General features: G+C 57.5%; 15 protein-coding genes and 1 pseudogene. 6 read left to right on the plus strand and 10 right to left on the minus strand.

Annotation, left to right across the window (positions count from 1 at the left end; translation table 11 throughout):
* A pseudogene (locus RTM13_RS19805) lies at positions 1–248 on the plus strand (elongation factor P); the annotation flags it as partial.
* 178 nt (positions 249–426) lie between these two features.
* Positions 427–573, plus strand: coding sequence for a lipoprotein toxin entericidin B (gene ecnB / locus RTM13_RS19810; protein ID WP_312214425.1), 147 nt, complete (start codon positions 427–429; stop codon positions 571–573).
* Positions 574–603: 30 nt separating this feature from the next.
* On the opposite strand, the gene RTM13_RS19815 is transcribed toward ecnB, so the two are convergent.
* Positions 604–1,206: a LuxR C-terminal-related transcriptional regulator gene (locus tag RTM13_RS19815; RefSeq protein ID WP_312214426.1), complete on the minus strand. Its 603-nt coding sequence runs from the start codon at positions 1,204–1,206 to the stop codon at positions 604–606.
* 264 nt (positions 1,207–1,470) lie between these two features.
* Here RTM13_RS19815 and sugE point away from each other — a divergent pair, with 264 nt between their 5' ends.
* Positions 1,471–1,788: a quaternary ammonium compound efflux SMR transporter SugE gene (gene sugE, locus RTM13_RS19820; RefSeq protein WP_312214428.1), complete on the plus strand. Its 318-nt coding sequence runs from the start codon at positions 1,471–1,473 to the stop codon at positions 1,786–1,788.
* On the opposite strand, the gene blc is transcribed toward sugE, so the two are convergent.
* The 5 genes from blc to frdA form a co-directional block, all read right to left on the minus strand.
* Positions 1,785–2,315 (minus strand): outer membrane lipoprotein Blc, encoded by a 531-nt coding sequence (blc, locus tag RTM13_RS19825; protein WP_312214430.1) that lies wholly within the window; start codon positions 2,313–2,315, stop codon positions 1,785–1,787. The two genes, sugE and blc, sit on opposite strands and share 4 nt — an antisense overlap.
* A 120-nt stretch (positions 2,316–2,435) precedes the next feature.
* Positions 2,436–2,795: a fumarate reductase subunit FrdD gene (frdD, locus tag RTM13_RS19830; protein WP_312214432.1), complete on the minus strand. Its 360-nt coding sequence runs from the start codon at positions 2,793–2,795 to the stop codon at positions 2,436–2,438.
* 9 nt (positions 2,796–2,804) lie between these two features.
* Positions 2,805–3,200 carry a fumarate reductase subunit FrdC gene (gene frdC / locus RTM13_RS19835; RefSeq protein WP_312214434.1) on the minus strand — a complete coding sequence of 132 codons (396 nt, stop codon included), beginning with the start codon at positions 3,198–3,200 and terminating at the stop codon, positions 2,805–2,807.
* 10 nt (positions 3,201–3,210) lie between these two features.
* Entirely contained in the window at positions 3,211–3,945 is a 735-nt protein-coding gene (locus tag RTM13_RS19840) for a succinate dehydrogenase/fumarate reductase iron-sulfur subunit (protein WP_312214436.1), read from the minus strand.
* On the minus strand, positions 3,938–5,728 hold the full coding sequence (gene frdA / locus RTM13_RS19845; protein ID WP_312214438.1) for a fumarate reductase (quinol) flavoprotein subunit: 1,791 nt from the start codon (positions 5,726–5,728) through the stop codon (positions 3,938–3,940). The genes RTM13_RS19840 and frdA overlap by 8 nt, the downstream gene beginning before the upstream one ends.
* A 240-nt stretch (positions 5,729–5,968) precedes the next feature.
* Between frdA and epmA the strand changes: the two genes are divergently transcribed.
* Positions 5,969–6,946 carry an elongation factor P--(R)-beta-lysine ligase gene (epmA, locus tag RTM13_RS19850; RefSeq protein ID WP_312214440.1) on the plus strand — a complete coding sequence of 326 codons (978 nt, stop codon included), beginning with the start codon at positions 5,969–5,971 and terminating at the stop codon, positions 6,944–6,946.
* 212 nt (positions 6,947–7,158) lie between these two features.
* Positions 7,159–8,661, plus strand: coding sequence for a glutamate/gamma-aminobutyrate family transporter YjeM (gene yjeM / locus RTM13_RS19855; RefSeq protein WP_312214441.1), 1,503 nt, complete (start codon positions 7,159–7,161; stop codon positions 8,659–8,661).
* A 36-nt stretch (positions 8,662–8,697) separates the two neighbouring features.
* On the opposite strand, the gene mscM is transcribed toward yjeM, so the two are convergent.
* The 3 genes from mscM to rsgA all read right to left on the minus strand — a co-directional run bounded on the left by mscM (position 8,698) and on the right by rsgA (position 14,183).
* A complete protein-coding gene (gene mscM / locus RTM13_RS19860; RefSeq protein ID WP_312214442.1) occupies positions 8,698–12,030 on the minus strand; it encodes a miniconductance mechanosensitive channel MscM in 3,333 nt (1,110 codons plus the stop codon).
* A 36-nt stretch (positions 12,031–12,066) separates the two neighbouring features.
* Positions 12,067–13,032: an archaetidylserine decarboxylase gene (asd, locus tag RTM13_RS19865; RefSeq protein WP_312214443.1), complete on the minus strand. Its 966-nt coding sequence runs from the start codon at positions 13,030–13,032 to the stop codon at positions 12,067–12,069.
* 98 nt (positions 13,033–13,130) lie between these two features.
* The gene (gene rsgA, locus RTM13_RS19870) at positions 13,131–14,183 is read right to left on the minus strand and encodes a small ribosomal subunit biogenesis GTPase RsgA (RefSeq protein WP_312214445.1); all 1,053 of its coding nucleotides are present in this window, start codon (positions 14,181–14,183) and stop codon (positions 13,131–13,133) included.
* A gap of 94 nt (positions 14,184–14,277) precedes the next feature.
* Between rsgA and orn the strand changes: the two genes are divergently transcribed.
* A complete protein-coding gene (orn, locus tag RTM13_RS19875) occupies positions 14,278–14,823 on the plus strand; it encodes an oligoribonuclease (RefSeq protein ID WP_312214447.1) in 546 nt (181 codons plus the stop codon).
* A 30-nt stretch (positions 14,824–14,853) separates the two neighbouring features.
* Here the strand turns inward: orn and RTM13_RS19880 are convergent.
* Positions 14,854–15,070, minus strand: a 217-nt coding sequence (locus RTM13_RS19880) for a hypothetical protein (protein ID WP_312214448.1), incomplete at its 5' end; no start/stop codon positions are given.

Raw genomic sequence — 15,070 nt, forward strand, 5'->3', positions numbered from 1 at the left:
TGCTGGATCAGGCTGAGTGCATCGTGACCCTGTGGAACGGCCAGCCTATCGCTGTAACCCCGCCGAACTTCGTAGAGCTGGAAATCATTGAAACCGATCCAGGCCTGAAGGGTGATACCGCAGGTACCGGTGGCAAACCGGCTACCCTCTCTACCGGTGCGGTAGTTAAGGTTCCGCTGTTCGTGCAGATTGGCGAAGTGATCAAAGTTGACACCCGCTCTGGCGAATACGTCTCCCGCGTGAAGTAATTTATGCGTTAAGCCTGTCGGCGTGGCTCCTGCTGCGCCGATAGCTTTTCTACCGTCTCTGCAGCTGTTCCCCTCGCTCGAATTTTCTTAAAAAATCATCCTCTCCCATCATTTCCTGAGATTTTGTCTATGCTTAAGTGGCTATACACAAATAACTTTGGCTATAAAGGAAGATATTATGGTTAAGAAAACAATTGCAGCGATCTTTTCTGTACTGGTGCTTTCTACAGCATTAACCGCCTGTAACACCACCCGTGGCGTTGGTGAAGATATCTCTACCGGCGGTAGCGCTATCTCTGGTGCAGCAACCAAAGCGCAGCAGTAATCAGCGACGGTACGGCCGCTCGCCGTACCGTTAACCTACCCCTTCCGGCAGCGACAGAAACGGTGTAAAGCGATTACACATCCCCAGCTTCATGCGAATATTACGCTTGTAGGTATACACTGTTTTACCGTTAATCCCGAGACGATGAGCAATAGAGTGATTGTTCGTCCCCTCCATCCACAGCGATAGCACCTTCTCCTCCTGACGCGTTAGCAACGGCGCAGCGGCCTGCGGCTTAGCGTAGACAGGGCGGGCAAGCAGCGCAGTATCCATTGCTTTTGCCAACTCATCCAGGGAACTGGTTTTTGCCAGGCGGGCAGAGAGTGGGAATTGCTGACAGTAGCTCTCCATCTCCGCGTTATGGCCGGACTGTAACAGGATAAGCTGACCATGCTCGTTGCAGGCGGTCAGCAGCGAAGAAAGCTGTTGAATATGGTGCAGATCGCCAGCGAAACCGTAGAGATCGGCAATAATCAGGTCCGGTTGCCACTGCATGGCATGCTCTTTTGCCAGCATTAGGTTATTCAATCCGGTAACGACGACGGGGGTGGAAAATAAACCAGCTTGATTGAGCCATATCTCCAGCCCAGAACGGGTGAAATAACAACGGTCAATCAAAAGAATTTTCAGCATATCTTTATTCGCAGTCAGGATAGGGGTGACGGCTTACTGCTAGCAGAAAGCTCCCTATCATAGGGGGGAGTGCTGAGGGATAAATGCGGGAACTACGTTGCTAACTGCATCTATTTCTTGCTTTAAAGGGCCAAAACGGGCGTTTTATTAAAAAGTTGAAAAACAACCTACCCCAGGCGACAATTCCTTATTCACCTTAGCCTTGCGGGACGACCCACAAGCGCCATCTTTCACCGGGGACGGCCCCACAGTCGGGAGCCTGCTATGTCCTGGTTTATTCTGTTTATTGCTGGTCTGCTTGAAGTGGTCTGGGCTATTGGCCTGAAGTACACCCACGGTTTTACCCGTATTGTTCCCAGCCTGATCACCGTTAGCGCGATGATTGTCAGCATTGTCATGCTGTCATGGGCAATGAAAACCCTGCCGGTGGGTACGGCCTACGCTATCTGGACGGGCATCGGTGCGGTTGGAGCGGCTACGGCAGGTATTCTGTTATTGGGCGAGTCAGCCAGCCCGGCGCGGATCATCAGTCTGGCGCTGATCGTTGCCGGGATTATTGGTCTGAAGCTCAGCACCCACTAGCGGTTCTGCGGCACCCAAATCAGCTTCTCTACGGCAAATCCCTGGCGGGTAGCGGTATCCAGCAGCTGCTGTTTTACTTTGTCAGGGATAGTACGGGTGCGCGACAGGATCCACAGGTAGTCACGGTTCGGGCCGCAGACCAGCGCATGCTGATAGTCTTTATCCAACGCAATCACGTTATAGCCACCGTAGAAGGGACCAAAGAAAGAGACCTTCAGCGCGGCGCGATCCGGACTCCCGGTAAAGTAAGCTTTGCCGTCAGTGGACTGCCACATTCCGCGTGAAGGGTTGTAGCCTTTATTGATCACGTTCAGTCCGCCATCGTCGCGCAGCGTATAGGTGGCGGTGACGTTAGTCAGCCCGCGCTCAAAGCGGTGGTCGAGGCGGGCAATTTCATACCATGTACCTATATAGCGTTTGGCATCGAAATGCTCGACAACCTTCACGCCAGAGGGCGGAGTAGGGGAGCTACAGGAGACCACCACAAACGCAGCGGCGACGGCAGCAACAACGGGTAGTAGACGCATAGTATTTTCCTTACAGGCTTTTTTGCTAAGTGTAGAACCTGCCTCAAGAAAATGTATTTTGCGTCGGGAGATATTTCCGTAATGCGATGCCCAACAGCGTTGGGTTGGGCATCGGCGGCGTTAAAGCGTGATAACGCCAATCAGCGTGACGATGCTCAGGATGGCCGCCAGGCCATAGAACACCCATTTACCATGGGATACATGGATCTTAAGGTCGTGCATGCCATGGTGAATGCGGTGCAGGCCACACCACAGCGGCAGAACAATCATCAAAAAGATAAATGCCCGGCCAATAAGGCTCTGGGCAAAAGCCAGGATGCGATCGTAGCCCAGCGCCTCCCCTGGATAGAGCCCGAGCGGCAGCAGAATGCCAACCAGCAGCACGATGACCGGGGCGACGATCGCCCCCCACATGCCACCTGCGCCAAACAGCCCCCAGAATACCGGTTCGTCAGCGCGTTTTGGGTTTGGGTTAATCATGAGGCCTCCTTACCAGAAGAGTGCAATAAACAGAATCACTACGCTGACCAGCGCTGTGACGGCCCACAGGGCTCTTATAACCGGCTGCGACCCCAGCTTTTCACCCTTCACGATAATAGTGGCGGCTTTCGGGGCCAGCTCAAACCAGGTTTTGGTATGCAGCAGCGCGGCGGCTAATGTCAGCAAGTTCAGGGTAATCACTACCGGGTTTTGTAAAAAGCCGACAAAACTCGCCCATGACTCCGGACCGTGCTTCAGCGCAAACAGACCGTAGATCAGCACGATGCTGAACCAGACCGTAGGCACGGAGGTGCCTTCGCGCAGCATATAGAAGCGGTAAAAGGACTGGCTTTTCCACCAGCCTGACGGCATCGGCTGCACCCAGGGTTTACGTTTCGTTGTCATCGTGCGCTCCTTAGCGTGGTTTCAGGGTGGCGATCAGAAAGTCTTTTGAACTCTCTACCTTGCCCTGTTGAATGGCTGCGGCCGGATCGACATGCTTCGGACAGACTTCCGAGCAGTAGCCGACAAAGGTACAGCTCCAGACGCCGTTCACGCCGTTCAACTGTGCCATACGTTCCCGCTTGCCATGGTCGCGGCTGTCTTCGTTGTAGCGATGGGCCAGAGTAATGGCCGCCGGGCCGATAAACTCCGGGTTCAGGCCAAACTGCGGACAGGCGGCATAGCATAGCCCGCAGTTGATACAGCCGGAGAACTGGTGATACTTCGCCATCTGCGCTGGCGTCTGGCGGTTAGGACCCTGCTCTGGTGTGCGAGGATTACCGATAATGTAGGGCTTGATAGCCTCCAGGCTTTCGATAAAGTGGGTCATATCCACGACCAAATCGCGCTCAATCGGGAAGTTTCCTAGCGCCGCCACCTTGATGCCCTTCACGTAGTCGCGCAGGAAAGTTTTACAGGCCAGCTTCGGCACGTTGTTAACCATCATGCCGCAGGAGCCGCAGATGGCCATGCGGCAGGACCAGCGGTAGCTCAGGTCAGGAGCAAGGTTATCTTTGATGTAGCCCAGCGCGTCCAGCAGCGAGGTCTGCTCATCGTAGGGCACCTCATAAACAACGCCGTGTGGGGCGGAGTCGACCTCCGGGTTATAGCGCACCACCTCAACGTTCAGCTTCTTCATCTCAGCCATTAGCTTTCTCCTTGTTCTCGGCGGCTTCCGCTTCCCCGCCGTAGACGCGTTTCGCCGGCGGCAGCGTGGTGATTTTTACATCGCTGTAGTCAAGCCGTGTCGTGCCGTCGGTATCGCGGAAGGCGAGGGTATGCTTGAGGAAGTTAATGTCGTCACGCTCGGTGCAGCCCTCATCCAGACGCTGGTGCGCCCCGCGTGACTCTTTGCGGGCCAGCGCGGAGTGGGCCATACACTCGGCGACGTTCAGACCGTGCCCCAGCTCAATGGTGTAGAGCAGATCGGTATTAAAGACGCTGGAGGTGTCGGTAATCCGCACGCGCTTAAAGCGCTCCTGCAGCTCCGCCAGCTTGTCGACGGTTTTCTGCATTAGCTCCGGGGTACGGTAGATGCCGCAACCCTCTTCCATTGAGAGGCCCATCTCATCGCGGATCGTCGCCCAGCTCTCGTTACCCTGCTGGTTAACCAGGGCGTTCAGACGCTGCTCGACATCAACAGCCTGGGCAGTCAGGGCGCTATCGGCGGCCGTACCCACGGCGCGTGAATGCGCAATAGCCCTTTCTCCGGCCAGGCGACCAAATACCACCAGCTCCGCCAGCGAGTTTGAGCCGAGACGGTTAGCGCCGTGCAGGCCGACCGAGGAGCACTCGCCCACGGCAAACAGCCCCTTAATGCGGGTTTCGCACTGGCTGTCGGTCTCAATGCCGCCCATGGTGTAGTGAGCGGTCGGACGGACCGGAATCGGCTCCTTGACCGGATCGACGCCAACGTAGGCCTTGGCCAGCTCGCAGATAAAGGGCAGGCGCTCGAGAATTTTCTTTTCGCCAAGATGGCGCAGATCGAGATAGACCACGTCGCCGCGCGGAGTGGGGATGGTGTTGCCCTTACGCCACTCGTGCCAGAAAGCCTGAGAGACCCTGTCGCGCGGCCCCAGCTCCATATATTTGTTCTTCGGTTCGCCCAGCGGCGTCTCCGGCCCCATGCCGTAATCTTGCAGATAGCGATAGCCGTTTTTGTTGACCAGAATGCCACCTTCACCTCGACAGCCCTCCGTCATCAGAATGCCGGATCCGGGCAGGCCAGTGGGGTGGTACTGCACGAACTCCATATCACGCAGCGGCACGCCGTGGGCGAGCGCCATCCCCATGCCGTCGCCGGTGACGATGCCGCCGTTAGTGTTATAGCGATAGACGCGCCCCGCACCGCCGGTAGCCATCACCACCGCATTGGCGCGGATCTGCATCAGGGTGCCCTCCATCATATTCATGGCGACCAGGCCACGAACCTGGCCGTCGTCCACGAGGATGTCCAGCACGAAGTGCTCATCGAAGCGCTGGATCTGCGGGAACTGGAGGGAGGTCTGGAAGAGGGTGTGCAGCATATGGAAGCCGGTTTTATCGGCGGCGAACCACGTGCGTTCGATCTTCATCCCGCCGAAGCGGCGCACGTTGACGCTGCCGTCCGGGCGGCGACTCCACGGACAGCCCCACAGCTCAAGCTGGGTCATCTCCGCCGGACACTGGTGGACAAAGTAGTCGACAACGTCCTGCTCGCACAGCCAGTCGCCACCGGCCACGGTGTCATGAAAATGGTACTCAAAGCTGTCGTGATCCTGTGCGACGGCAGCGGAGCCGCCCTCGGCTGCCACGGTGTGGCTGCGCATGGGATAGACCTTTGAGACGAGGGCGATTTTCGCATGGGGATCCGCCTGGGCGGCCGCTATGGCTGCGCGTAAACCCGCGCCGCCAGCGCCTATGACGACGAGATCGGCTTGAAAAGTGTGCACGACATTCCTCCAGATTGGCTGTAAACAGTTCCACTGCTCCTTTATGGGTACGCCAGTATAACCTCAGGGATTTAGGGGAAATTTGACGAGATCGATTTTTTTGCCGATCTTTGCGGCCGTTTTTTGCTCTGGCCTGTCACGAAAAAGGGTTCTGATTGCGTAAATTTGCCGCACAGAATTTGTCTCCGGGTCGCCCGTCGAGTAGACTTCGTGCCCTTGTCTGACATCGGAGAACACACCATGAGTGAAACGGCAGCCTGGCGGCCGAGCGCATCTATTCCTAACCTGCTGAAACGCGCAGCAATAATGGCCGAGATCCGCCGTTTCTTTGCCGATCGCGGCGTGCTGGAGGTGGAGACGCCCTGCATGAGCCAGGCGACGGTAACGGACGTTCATCTGTTCCCGTTTAAAACCCGTTTTGTTGGCCCAGGCCACTCTCAGGGGCTGGATCTCTATCTGATGACCAGCCCGGAGTATCATATGAAGCGCCTTCTGGCCGCAGGCTGCGGGCCGGTGTTCCAGCTTTGCCGCAGCTTTCGCAACGAAGAGATGGGCCGTCATCACAACCCCGAGTTCACCATGCTGGAGTGGTATCGCCCGCACTATGACATGTACCGGTTAATGAACGAGGTCGACGACCTGCTGCAACAGGTGCTGGACTGCCCGGCGGCGGAGTCGCTCTCCTACCAGCAGGCGTTTCAACGTCATCTGGATATTGACCCGCTCTCGGCCGATAAGCAGCAACTGCGTGACGTGGCGGCCAGGCTGGATCTGAGTAATATCGCCGACCGGGAAGAGGATCGGGACACGCTGCTGCAGCTGCTCTTTACCATGGGCGTGGAGCCGCATATTGGCAAAGACCGCCCGGCGTTTGTCTATCACTTCCCGGCAAGCCAGGCGGCGCTGGCGCAGATCAGCACTGAAGATCATCGCGTAGCGGAGCGCTTTGAGGTCTATTTCAAAGGCATGGAGCTGGCGAACGGTTTCCATGAGCTGACCGATGCCCGTGAACAGCAGCAGCGTTTTGAGCAGGATAACCGCAAGCGTGCAGCGATGGGCCTGGAGCAGCAGCCTATCGACTATAACCTGCTGGGTGCGCTCGAGGCTGGCCTGCCGGACTGCTCCGGCGTGGCGCTGGGGGTTGATCGTCTGGTGATGCTGGCCCTGGGAACCGAGACTCTGGCTGAAGTACTGGCCTTTTCGGTCGATCGCGCCTGATTGTTGTTGCCGGGCGGCGCTCTGCTTGCCCGGCCTACGCTAGCGCAGCAATAGTGCAAAATAAAATATTACTTTTTGTGCTAATTGCCCATTTCATCTTTTGCTTTCTCTCCTTAATTCACAATTTAAACCTACCGCTTTGTTACTATCCAGCCGTTCGTTTGGGTAACTTTTTTACCCTCTCTCTTTCACCAGACAACAGGGATAGATCTATGAGCGACAATCTCAAAAAGATGAGCCTGATGGGGCTTGTTCTCATGATATTTACGTCGGTTTTTGGCTTTGGAAACAGTCCTGCTGCATTCTTTCTGATGGGGCACAGCGCCACGCCCTGGTATATCTTTGCAGCCCTGTTCTTCTTCATTCCTTTTGCCTTAATGATGGCTGAGATGGGTGCTGCCTACCGCAAGGAGGAGGGGGGTATCTACTCATGGATGGAAAACAGCGTCGGGCCACGCTACGCGTTTATCGGCACCTTTATGTGGTTTTCGTCGTACGTCATCTGGATGGTGAGTACCGCTGCCAAGGTTTGGGTTCCCTTCTCCACCTTTATCGTGGGTGCAGATATGACCCAGCGCTGGCACGTCGCTGGGTTACAGTCCACGCAGGTCGTGGGTGTTCTGGCCGTTGTCTGGATGGTAATGGTCACCTTTGTGGCGGCAAAAGGCATTAATAAGATCGCCAAAGTCACTGCCGTTGGCGGGATTGCCGTGATGTGCCTGAACCTGGTGCTGCTGCTCGCCAGTATCGCTATCTTACTGCTCAACGGCGGGCATTTTGCCGAGGCGATCAACTTTACGGCCTCACCGAACCCAGGCTACCACTCCGATCTCTCCATGCTGTCGTTTATGGTTTTTGCCCTGTTTGCCTACGGTGGCATTGAGGCGGTAGGCGGCTTGGTGGATAAGACCGAGAACCCGGAAAAAAACTTTGCCAAAGGGATCATCTTCGCCGCTGTTGTTATCTCCATCGGCTACTCCCTCGCTATTATTCTGTGGGGCGTCAGCACCAACTGGCAGCAGGTGTTAAGCACTGATTCGACCAATCTTGGCAACATTACCTACGTGCTAATGCAGAGTCTGGGTACAACGCTGGGCAACGCGCTGCATCTGTCGCCTGAAGCAGCTAACCTGACCGGTATCTGGTTTGCCAGGATAACCGGCCTGTCAATGTTTCTCGCCTATACCGGGGCATTCTTTACGCTGATCTACTCTCCGCTGAAAGCCATTATCCAGGGTACGCCGAAGGAGATGTGGCCCGCGCCGATGACGCGTTTGAATAAGAACGGCATGCCCGAGACCTCAATGTGGCTACAGTGCTTGCTGGTAAGCCTGATCATCCTGCTGGTCTCGTTTGGCGGCGGCACGGCATCGGCGTTTTATAACAAAGTGACCCTGATGGCGAACGTCTCCATGACGCTGCCGTACCTCTTCCTGGCGCTAGCGTTTCCCTTCTTCAAGGCGAAAACGGATCTGCACCGACCGTTTGTGATTTTCAAATCCCGCAGTACGACGCTGGGGATGACCGGGGTGGTTGTGCTGCTGGTGGCCTTTGCCAATATCTTTACGGTCATTGAGCCGGTAATTGAGAAAGGGGATTTAAGCAGCGCTCTGTGGATGGCGGGCGGGCCGATCTTCTTCTCGCTGCTGGCGCTGGGGCTTTATGAGCGCTACCAGCGGCGCATCAGCCGCGTGGGTGGGTTATCACCTCGCTAAAAAAAACGCCGCAGCGGTAAAGCTGCGGCGTAGTTCTTACAGACTGCCCGACGGACGCTGACCGCGTCCGGCAGAGCTTAGCGTTCTGGCGGCGCGTTTGCCGTCGAGCGACTCCAGACGCATCTGGAACGGCGGGAACGGCAGGTCGATGCCATGCTCGCGGAAGCCCTGTAGGATCAGCTGGTGGATCTCGTGGCGCAGCGGCATCCGGTGGCCCATCTCGGCGGCGTAGATACGCAGCTCAAAGAGCTGGATACCCTGCTGCAGATCCACCAGGAAGACTTCCGGCGGTGGGTTATCGATTACCAGCGAGCAGCGCTCAGCGGCAGTGTAGAGCAGATGGGTAACCTCTTCGCTGTTGGCATCAGAGGGCGCGGGAACGGTCAGTACCACACGCGTCACCGAATCCGACAGCGACCAGTTGATAAACTGCTCGGTGATAAACGCCTTATTAGGCACGATGATCTCTTTACGGTCCCAGTCGCTAATGGTCGTCGCACGGGTATTGATCTTCGTTACGCTACCGGTGAGATCGCGAATGGTCACGGTATCGCCAATGCGGATCGGCTTCTCAAACAGGATGATCAGGCCGGAGATAAAGTTAGCGAAGATCTCCTGTAAACCAAAACCTAATCCCACACCGAGAGCTGCTACCAGCCATTGCAGTTTTGACCACTCGATACCGATCATTGAGAAGCCCACCAGGCCACCGAATAGCATCAGCAGATACTTGGTGATGGTGGTGATGGCGTAGCCTGTCCCCGGCGTCAGGTCGAGATGCTGAAGCAGCGCCAGCTCCAGCAGGGCCGGCAGGTGGCGCACCAGCTGGGTGGTGATGATAAACACCAGGATGGCGATCAGCACCGCACCAAGGGTGATCGGCTCCAGGCTCTCTACCCCCTGCACCGTTGAGGTGACGTCCCACAGGGAGATATTTTCCAGGAAGCCAAACGCCGAGTGGATCTCTGACCACAGCACAATCACTGACAGCAGGGCGATGAGCATCAGGAGCGAGCGCACCAGCCGCAGCGACTGGGCGCTGATGGCATCCAGATCCAGCTCGCTCTCATCCACCTCTACCGTACCCTCCGTGCTGGTCGAGTGGGCCTGCTCCTCTTCGCCACGGGCGCGCTGGGCCAGGATCTCTGCCCGGCGTTGTCTTGCGCGGTCAAAGGCCAGACGGCGGCGCTGGATCAGCATCCAGCGGCGGATGATATGATACACCACCAGCAGCAGGAACCAGATCGCCACCGAGGTTTCCAGACGGGCCAGCAGCGCCTGGGCGGTTGCCAGATAGCCTACGGCAGCCGCCAGCATCGCCGCCAGCGGGGCGCTCATCAGCAGGTTCCAGAGCATGTGGTTAACCATGTTGTCGCCGCTGCCGGTCTTATCGACGTAGAGCGGGATCCCGGCGCGTTTCAGGCTCAGCGTTACCACGGCCAGCGCGCCGCAGATCAGCATAAAGCAGAGGCGGCCAAGAGAGCCGGAGAACTCGCGGTCGTTGAGGTTATCGAACATGATCAGCGCCATAATCAGCGGCACGATCAGGCCGATGCTCATCAGGTAGGAGCGTAGCCCGCGTGCGACCCGGCTACGCGGCCAGCCGAAATGGGCAACAAACAGGCCGGTAGGGCGGGCGAAGGTGGCGCAGATCATCACTACCCACAGCAGCGGCACGGTGGCGGTGACGCCATCGCCAATCGCTACGGCCAACGGGTAGGGCCAGGCGGATCGCAGGCCGTAGCCGAGCGTCGCCCACAGCACCGGCAGCGGAGAGGCGACGAGGATCGACCAGAACACCGTGCGCAGCGTGAGCCAGAAGTGATCCTGGGTCACCTTGCCCACCTTCGCGCTGGAGCGCTCCAGGAAGCGGGTAAAGTGCTTGCGGGAGTAGACGCTGAAGCCCACCAGCACCAGCGCGGCAAACAGCGGCAACAGCGTCTCCTTGCTGGTCAGCATCATCATCGTTGCCTTGCCGAGCTGGTTTACGGTATCCAGCGAGATAAGGCGACGTAGATCCTGGACAATCTCAATCGGCCAGCTGAGCGTCATCGGGCTGACGTCGGCGGTCCAGAAGAGATAGCGGTGGGTAGCTTCGTTGACCTCTTTCAGCGCATCCTCAAGCTGGCTGTTGGAGACCTTAAGCTTGGTCAGCTCGAGGATCAGCGTATCGCCCCCCTGCAACAGGGAGGTGAGCAGCTCACGCTGGGTACGCAGCTGCGCCTCAAGAATGCGGCTCTGCTCGGCAGTCAGCGGCTGGCCGTCCGCCTGGCGGATCTGGCGCAGCTGAGGCTGCTTGTTGAGCAGATCCTCATAGTGCATGCGGTGTACCCGCAGCTGGGCCATCTCGGTATCCAGCTGCTGCGGCTTCGGCATCTCCGGCAGGCGGGCCACCTGGGCGCGCAGCGCATCGCCCAGCATGTTGGAAACGCCCAGCCACTGGGACTGCTCGCGCAGCGTATTCAGGGCCTGGCGGACCTGCAACGTCTGACCGGTCGCCTGGCGCTGCTGGGAGGCAACCAGATCCATCCGCTGGGCCTGCTGGTTGAGAGCCTGCGACAGCTCGCGGTTGATTTTGAACTGATCAACGATGCCCGCAGGCAGGTTGGCGCTATTCTCTGCCAGCAGCTCGGTGCTCTCCAGGGCTTGCTCAGCTTCGCGCTGACGCTGGCTGTTGAGATGATTACGCAGCGCCTGTAAATAAGCGTCTAACTGCTGGGCCTGCCTTTGGGCTAGCTCGGAGCGCATCCGCGCCAGCTCCTGACGGTTGTTCGCCGACAGCTGGGCCAGCTCCAGCTCGTCAACCTGGGCTTTTAGCCTGGCGGAGGTCGCCTGCGCGCTCAAAGTCTGCGCCTGGGCCAACGCGGTTGTGCCAGTCTGCGTACCGATGCGGCGCTCTACCTCACTCAGCTGGCGACGGGCATCGGTCTGCTGCTGCGGAAGCTGGCTTAAAGAGTCGTTGATCTCACGGGCGCGCTCCTGCTCCTGCTGGGCAAGCCGCGTTTTTTCCAGCAGCTGGCTGCTGACCTGGAGGATCTCCTGGTTCAGCGCATCGGTGGAGATACCCGCCGGAACGGCTTTCGGCTCGTCGCGCAGGCTGCTGAACTGGGTGCGCAGCGTTTGAGAGAGTTTGGGGAAGTCGTCGATGACCTGCTGATACTGTTTGGCGCGTTCGAGGGAACCGTTACGCTCCTCAAGGGCGTTCAGCGCGGACTGGAGCGTCTCGACGGTCTCTGCCTGCTCTGGCGAGGCGGCGGCCGCTTTGGCTTGCTCCAGCTCCTGGGTGATCTGTTTGGCGTCGGGGATCGTCGCAGCGTACGCCCCCGCGCTGAGGCACCAGGCCATCAGAAATGCGATAATCAGGCGCACGTTGCTCTACCTTTGTAAAATTAAATCTTTGTTAAATCAAACTGGATCTTTGTTGTCGTCTACCATCGGGTTGGCCTCGTGCTCGGCGTCAATCTCTTCCTGCGGCAGCGGGGTAGGGGAGACGTCTGGAGCTACGGCCTCGGTAGAGTAGGCCAGCGGCTCGCCGATTTTAGTCACCGACAGGCTCTCTAAATGCTCTGCCAGCGAAATGCTGCCCGGTGCGAAGAGGTTGATCACCGTTGAGCCGAGCTTAAAGCGACCCATCTCCTGGCCCTTCAGCAGCGCCACAGCACCTTCGCTTTCGCCTTCCGGCCACGTCCAGCGTTTGATAATGCCTTCGCGCGGCGGTGTGATAGTGCCTGCCCAGACGGTTTCGATGCTGCCAACGATGGTCGCACCCACCAGAATTTGCGCCATCGGGCCAAACTCGGTGTCGAACACGCAGATAACGCGCTCGTTACGGGCGAACAGGTTCGGCACGTTACGCGCGGTGAGGTGGTTAACCGAGAAGAGATCGCCCGGCACGTAGATCATCTCGCGCAGGATGCCGTTGCACGGCATGTGTACGCGGTGATAGTCGCGCGGCGACAGATAGGTGGTCGCGAAGCTACCGTCACGGAACTTGTCCGCCAGCAGATAGTTACCGGCCAGCAGCGCTTCCAGGCTGTAGTGATGGCCTTTGGCCTGCAGCAGCTTGTCGTTTTCGATGCGGCCCAGCTGGCTGATCACGCCGTCGGCAGGCATCACCAGCACGCTGGGGTCGGTATTCAGCGGGCGGACTTCGTCGCGCAGCGGGCGGACAAAAAAGTCATTAAAGGTGCGATAGCTGGCGGTGTCCGGCTTCTGCGCCTCCTGCATATTGACCTTGTAGTATTTGACGAACAGGTCGATGACCAGCTTGGTCAGCCATCCCCCGCGTTTGCTTGCGCCCCAGCCCGCGAGGCGAGTGAGCCACAGTTTAGGCAGAATGTATTGAAGCGAAAGTTTAAATGAGTCTAACAAGGTAGCCTCCAGGCTAGTTTTTTAGTCGTTCCTGATCCGCAACGCAGCGGCGGACCCTTAAAAAAAGGGGACGATTTTAGCGATGCTCAGCTTAATTGTCAGTCGTCAGATTCAGAAAAGCTTTTACGCGTTTTTACCTGCGTCATGCTCTCCAGAATGCGGTGATAGTTTTCAAACCGCGTCTCAGCAATCTCACCCCTGTCAACGGCTTCGCGGATCGCACAGCCGGGATCGCTGGCGTGTTTGCAGTCGCGGTATTTACAGTGGCCGAGATAGTCGTGGAATTCGACAAAGCCGCGGGTGATTTGTTCCGGCTCCAGGTGCCAGAGACCAAATTCCCGTACGCCAGGGGAGTCGATCACATCCCCACCGTGCGGGAAGTGATAGAGCCGCGCCGCCGTGGTGGTGTGCTGGCCCAGTCCCGAGTTGTCAGAGACGTCGTTGGTCAGGATCTCCTCCTGGAGCCCCAGCAGGGCGTTCAGCAGGCTCGATTTGCCGACGCCGGACTGACCAGCAAAGATGCTGATGCGATCGGTCAGCGCCTCTTCCAGCGGCTTTAAACCGTCCTGGGTATGGCTGGAGACCATCAGCACGCGATAGCCAATCTCACGGTAGATATCCATCTGCTCGTTCACAAATGCCATGCTTTCGTCATCCAGCAGGTCAATCTTGTTGAGCACGATAATGGGTTCAACGTCCAGCGTTTCACAGGCCACGAGATAGCGGTCGATAATGTTGAGCGACAGCTCCGGCAGGATAGCGGAGACAATGACGATCTGATCGATATTGGCGGCGATGGGTTTTACCCCGTCGTAAAAATCGGGCCGGGTCAGCACCGACGTGCGCTCATGTACCGCCTCAACGATGCCTTTCACGTTGATGCCTTCGGCGGCTGGTTTGCCCGGACGCCAGACGACCCGGTCACCGGTTACCAGCGAGCGGATAGTGCGGCGGATGTTGCAGCGGTGGACGTCGCCGTCGGCGGCTTCAACGTCGGCGTGCATGCCAAAACGGCTAATAACGATCCCTTCGGCGGTCTCGCCAAACAGGTTATCGTCGTAGTCCGGCTTCTCCGTAGACGTTTTAAGCCGACGCTGGTGGTTTGCTTTCACACGGCGCTGCTGGCCTTTGGAGAGTTTATTTTTACTCAATCGTACTGACTCCTGGTCGCCCCTGATGGGCAAAACCTCTATGATAGATGCTAATTTAGATAATTATAGTCGTGCGAGATGGGTGGAAAATAGCATGAGTGCAGATGAAAACAACCTGATTTGGATCGATCTGGAGATGACCGGGCTGGATCCCGAGCGCGATCGCATTATTGAGATCGCAACCCTGGTCACCGATGCCAACCTGAATATTCTGGCGGAAGGCCCGGTAATTGCCGTGCATCAGTCCGACGAACAGCTGGCACTGATGGACGAGTGGAACGTACGCACCCATACCGGCAGCGGGCTGGTGGAGCGGGTTAAGGCCAGCACCCAGGACGATCGCGCCGCCGAGCTGGCGACCATCGCCTTCCTGAAGGAGTGGGTCCCGGCAGGGAAATCTCCTATCTGTGGCAACAGCATCGGCCAGGATCGTCGCTTCCTGTTTAAGTATATGCCAGAGCTGGAAGCCTACTTCCACTATCGCTATCTTGACGTCAGCACGCTGAAAGAGCTGGCTAAGCGCTGGAAGCCAGAAGTGTTGGATGGCCTGAAGAAGCAGAATACTCACCAGGCGCTGGATGATATCCGTGAGTCCGTGGCCGAGCTGGTCTACTATCGCGAAAACTTTATTAAGCTTTAAGCAGGAGGTCCGGCGGACCGCCAGCCGGGCCTACGAAAAGCGATTCGCTGTGAAAATAGACAATGTGACGAATATTGCAGCATTCGCACTTAATTTCGCAAAATTCGCTTTCAGGGGGGTTGCAGCTAAAAGGATTTCTCGTATAATGCGCCTCCCGTAACGATGAGAAATTGACGTTACGACAGCAACAAGTTTGCGGGAATAGCTCAGTTGGTAGAGCACGACCTTGCCAAGGTCGGGGTCGCGA

The organism is Pseudescherichia sp., from assembly GCF_031979925.1.
Taxonomy (GTDB): Bacteria; Pseudomonadota; Gammaproteobacteria; order Enterobacterales; family Enterobacteriaceae; genus Pseudescherichia.

What these genes read in the sequence shown, in the direction of transcription:
- ecnB (WP_312214425.1), top strand. Translation starts at nt 427, where the DNA reads ATGGTTAAGAAAACAATTGCAGCGATCTTTTCTGTACTGGTGCTTTCT.
- RTM13_RS19815 (WP_312214426.1), bottom strand. Translation starts at nt 1,206, where the DNA reads ATGCTGAAAATTCTTTTGATTGACCGTTGTTATTTCACCCGTTCTGGG.
- sugE (WP_312214428.1), top strand. Translation starts at nt 1,471, where the DNA reads ATGTCCTGGTTTATTCTGTTTATTGCTGGTCTGCTTGAAGTGGTCTGG.
- blc (WP_312214430.1), bottom strand. Translation starts at nt 2,315, where the DNA reads ATGCGTCTACTACCCGTTGTTGCTGCCGTCGCCGCTGCGTTTGTGGTG.
- frdD (WP_312214432.1), bottom strand. Translation starts at nt 2,795, where the DNA reads ATGATTAACCCAAACCCAAAACGCGCTGACGAACCGGTATTCTGGGGG.
- frdC (WP_312214434.1), bottom strand. Translation starts at nt 3,200, where the DNA reads ATGACAACGAAACGTAAACCCTGGGTGCAGCCGATGCCGTCAGGCTGG.
- RTM13_RS19840 (WP_312214436.1), bottom strand. Translation starts at nt 3,945, where the DNA reads ATGGCTGAGATGAAGAAGCTGAACGTTGAGGTGGTGCGCTATAACCCG.
- epmA (WP_312214440.1), top strand. Translation starts at nt 5,969, where the DNA reads ATGAGTGAAACGGCAGCCTGGCGGCCGAGCGCATCTATTCCTAACCTG.
- yjeM (WP_312214441.1), top strand. Translation starts at nt 7,159, where the DNA reads ATGAGCGACAATCTCAAAAAGATGAGCCTGATGGGGCTTGTTCTCATG.
- orn (WP_312214447.1), top strand. Translation starts at nt 14,278, where the DNA reads ATGAGTGCAGATGAAAACAACCTGATTTGGATCGATCTGGAGATGACC.